The 4,642-nt window shown below is 36.3% G+C and carries 4 protein-coding genes; all 4 read left to right on the forward strand.

Annotated elements, in window-relative coordinates; genetic code table 11:
- Positions 1–98: 98 nt before the first annotated feature.
- Positions 99–1,478: a TonB-dependent receptor gene (locus tag HNS38_RS19675; RefSeq protein ID WP_172346959.1), complete on the forward strand. Its 1,380-nt coding sequence runs from the start codon at positions 99–101 to the stop codon at positions 1,476–1,478.
- A 126-nt stretch (positions 1,479–1,604) separates the two neighbouring features.
- A complete protein-coding gene (locus HNS38_RS19680; RefSeq protein WP_172346960.1) occupies positions 1,605–2,171 on the forward strand; it encodes a hypothetical protein in 567 nt (188 codons plus the stop codon).
- 31 nt (positions 2,172–2,202) lie between these two features.
- Complete coding sequence (locus HNS38_RS19685) at positions 2,203–3,804, forward strand: RagB/SusD family nutrient uptake outer membrane protein (protein ID WP_172346961.1); 1,602 nt, start codon at positions 2,203–2,205, stop codon at positions 3,802–3,804.
- Positions 3,805–3,839: 35 nt separating this feature from the next.
- A complete protein-coding gene (locus HNS38_RS19690) occupies positions 3,840–4,607 on the forward strand; it encodes an IPT/TIG domain-containing protein (RefSeq protein WP_172346962.1) in 768 nt (255 codons plus the stop codon).
- Positions 4,608–4,642: the final 35 nt, after the last annotated feature.

The following is a 4,642-nucleotide window of genomic DNA, read 5'->3' on the forward strand; positions in this document are numbered from 1 at the left end:
ACAAAATAATATACTCATATACAACTATTTGTGAACTAAATGGGTAACCCTATTACTCTTTATCTGTTTTAGGTGGTAACGAAAGCGTAAAATACCAAATGAGTGGTACATATTTCAAGCAAGATGGTATTGTTAAGAATAGTGGTGTTCAAAATATCTATTTAAAAGCCAATACCGAAGTGAAATTCACAAAATGGTTAAAAGGTGGATTGAATTCTTCATTATTCAATATGGAACAATCCAATTATAATGGCGATTTATACGAAGGTGTTTTACCCGGTGCTTTAAGAGCAGATCCTGTAACTCCAGCTTGGGATGTTACAACTAATAATTGGGGAAGAGCCGATTTGTCTTATATCAATAACCCTGCACGTATTGTTGACGAATCTAAATATGCAAAAACTAAAGATTTCAAATCTTTAAATATTGTTTGGGCCGAAGCTCAAATCATTGAAGGTTTAACCTTTAAATCTCAATATGGATTTGATTATCGCTCCTATAACTATAAAAACTATTCTCCTGAGTTCTTCATCTCTACCGATGAGCAACGTTCTCAAAGTTCATTATATAACAAGCCAGCAAATTCTATTCATTGGGATTGGCAAAACTACTTGAACTATAATCTTCAAATTAAAGAACATAGCTTGAATGCTATGGCTGGTATGGAATCTCAATACTCCAATTGGGAAGAAATTGAACTAACTACTTATAATGTTCCTGAAGATGAAGCCTTACAATATCCTTCTTCTGCTGAAAGCTTAGATGCTTCTTTTAACTCAAACCAGTGGGAACACTCTTTATTGTCTTATTTTGCTCGTATCAACTATAGCTTCAAGGATAGATATTTATTAACAGCTACTATGAGAGCCGATGGTTCTTCTAAATTTACTGAAGACCACCGTTGGGGTTATTTCCCATCATTTTCAGCTGGTTGGAATATGAAGAAAGAGAACTTCTTAAGTGAACAAGATTGGTTAACAGCTCTTAAATTAAGAGGAGGCTGGGGACAAGTTGGTAACGAAGGTTCTGTTGGAAACTATGCTTATGTAACTACAGTAACTCATGGTAATTATTATCCTTTCGGTGGCCTTCCTGTTTCAGGTTCTATACCTACCACATTGAGTAACCCAGAAATTCAGTGGGAAGTTTCTACAAGTGTAAATATTGGTATAGATGCTGGTTTATTCGACGATAGAGTTTCTTTCATCTTCGATTATTACCAAAGAACAACATCTGATATGTTATTACAAGTTCCAATTCCTGAATATGTAGGTGCTTTTGCTCCATTCGTAAATGCCGGTGAAATGAAAAACTCTGGTATCGAATTAACTTTAGGATATAGAAATGCAGATCATAAGTTGAAATATGAAGTTGGTGTCAACTTTAGTACCATCAAAAACGAAGTAACCAGTTTAGCTGGTGGTGAGCCTATTGAAAGTGGAAACATTAGCAAAGTAGGTAATACCACAAGAACTTAGGAGGGTAAAGAATTAGCTTATTTCTATGGAGTTGAAACCGATGGTATCTTTAATACTCAAGCTGAACTAGATGCACATGTAAATGCAGAAGGTGAAGCTATTCAGCCCAATGCTGCTCCTGGTGATGTGAAATTCGTCGACCGTAATAATGATGGTAAAATCAACGAAGACGATAGAACTTATTTAGGTAGTGCTACTCCTGACTTTATCTATGGTGGTTATGTAAACTTAGCCTATAGCGGATTCGACCTGAAATTATTCTTACAAGGTAGCCAAGGTAATGAAGTGGTGAATGGCTTAACTCGTTTCACTAATTCTTCTAATGGTTGGGAAAACTCTGTTGCAGATAGAATGGACAGATGGACACTAGAAAACACCAGTAGCGATGTACCTAGAATGACGGATAAAGATTTAAATAAAAACATAGAAACTTTCTCTGACAGATATGTTGAGGATGGTAGCTATTTCAGGTTGAAAAATGTTCAGATTGGTTATACCGTTCCAGTGAAGAAAAAGTATGTTTCTAATTTGAGAGTTTATTTCTCTATAGATAATGCACTTACTTTCACCAAGTATAAAGGATTTGACCCAGAAATTGGAGATTACTATAACAATCCACTATATTCTGGTATTGATATTGCGAATTACCCAACAGCTCGTACTTTTATGTTCGGAATTCAACTGACCTTTTAATTAATTGAGTTAACTAGAAAAAAAGAAAATTATGAATTTAAGTAAATATATCATTCCTCTTTTATTTATCAGTCTGTTGTTAACTTCAGCTTGTAAAAAGGAATTCTTAGAAAAAGAACCACTGGGGGTTCAAACCAGTGAAAATCTATTTAATACTGCAGAAAATGCTACCCTAGCCGTAAATGCTTGTTACGATCCACTTTCTTGGGATGAGGTTGACAATGCTGACCACAACTACGAATGGATGTTTGGTGATGTCATGAGCGACGACAGTGAAAAAGGAAGTATGCCAAGTGATTTGCCACAAATTACAGAAATGCAAGAGTGGAGAACAACTGCTAATAATAGCTTCACAGCAGCGGTTTGGCATAATGTTTATATCGGACTTTTCCGTTGTAATACAGTTATCCTTAACCTTCCTGAAGCTGAAGGCGTAAATACTGAAATTAAGAATCAATTATTAGGAGAAGCTTATTTCCTCAGAGGATATTATTACTTCTATTTAAGCAGATTGTTTGGTGGTGTTCCTTTGTTTGACGCTCCAGTTAATCCTTCCGAAATTGATAATGTACAACGTGCAAGCCTTGCTCAAACTTATGCTCAAATAGATGCAGATTTTGCCATGGCAGCTAGCTTACTTCCTGAAAAATCAGCTTTTGATGCCAACGAAATGGGAAGAGCAACCAAAGGTGCAGCATTAGCCTACCAAGCACGTGTAGCTATGTATCAAATCGGAACTGAAAATGCAAACAATCACAATTGGCAAGAAGTTTATGATTTAACCAATGCCATTATTGGTAGCGGTGAATATTCTTTAGCTAGCAACTATTCTTCTATCTTCGAGATGGAAGGGGAAAATGGTTCTGGTTCTATCTTTGAAGTACAATGTGTTTCGAATAATGAAGATTGGAGTCCAAGAAAAACAGGAACAACAAATACTGTGATTCAAAATCCTAGAACTACTTGGGGCTGGGGATTTAATAACCCAACACAAAACCTAATGGACAGTTACGAAACTAATGATCCTCGTTTAGCCAATGTTATGTATGGAGATGGTTCTGTGGTTCATGGTAATGTGATTGAAATTGATATTGCTGAAAATGCAACTGGATATTTAAGTCGTAAAGCGGCTTTAGAACCAGCTTTCAAGCCTTCAAATATTAAAGATACCCCACAGAATATTAGAAAATTCAGATTCGCAGATGTGATTTTAATGAATGCTGAAGCTGCTTACCATACTGGTAATGAAAGTTCTGCTATTGCTAGCGTCAATCAAATTAGAGCTAGAGCAAAAGCAAGTACATATCCAAAAGGAGCTAGCGAAGGAAGCATGGAATATGATGCCATTCCAGAAGCTGACCTAGAGGGTGTTTTAGACCCTTTACCAAATACACTTACTGGACAAGAATTACTCAATGCCATTTGGAAAGAAAGAAGAAACGAATTGGCCATGGAAACTCTACGTTACTGGGACTTAATTCGTACGGGTAGATATTTGAATACACTGTCAGAAGAGGTGAAAGGCCGTTGCCAATCACATTCTCTGACAGGAACCGCTAATATTATTCCTGTATTGCCTATTCCGGTAAATGAAGTACAATCTTGGGGTCTTTCACAAAATCCTGGTTATTAATCTTCACTTCTTTTAGTGAAACAAAACTTAGAAAAATGAGAAAAAATATATTTAATAGATTTATCATACTTTCGATGGTCTTTGCAGGGAGTCTTCTTTTATGGTCTTCTTGTGTAAAGGAAAAGGAATTTTCAGAAGACTATGATGTCCCTTGGCCTGTTCCTGTGATTAGCGAATTTTCACCAAAAGTTGCAGATATCAGTACTGATTTTGTAATCACTGGTAGTTCTTTAGAAAAAGTAAAGACCGTTACTGTTGGTGGAACCACTTGTGTAATTACTGAGCAAACTGATAGTAAATTAACCGTTACTTTACCACGTGTGGTTACCTCTGGTAAGATTGAGTTAACTAACGTTTATAAGAAGTCTGCTATTAGTGAAGAAGCTCTTGCTATTACCTATCCCAATACTAGCGTTACTGGATTTCCTGAAGTCATTTATGTGGACTATCCATTCGTTATTACTGGAGAAAACATGGACTTAGTAACTAGCTTAACTCTAGGAGGCACTACTTTAACTTTTGATGGCTCTACAGCTACCGAAACTGAATTAACAGTAGCAACTAAAGGTGCTGGACTAGAAGTGGAAACACAAATCACTAATATCAAATGTTTAGCGGGTAATGACATTCAGAATTCAGAAATGATTCCTGTGGAAGTGAAAGAAATTCTTCCTCCAGGTTCTGAGCCTTTCTTTATGTTAGACTTTGAGGATGCCGTTGATAGATATACTTTCTGGGATGGAAGCCCTGTTCATGGAGAAGAAGAATATGGTATCAATCTTTCAACCCGAGTTCGATTATAAAAACAGAGCTAATTGATCGTCTTTCTCCATATCAT

Source organism: Lentimicrobium sp. L6 (genome assembly GCF_013166655.1).
Taxonomy (GTDB): domain Bacteria; phylum Bacteroidota; class Bacteroidia; order Bacteroidales; family UBA12170; genus UBA12170.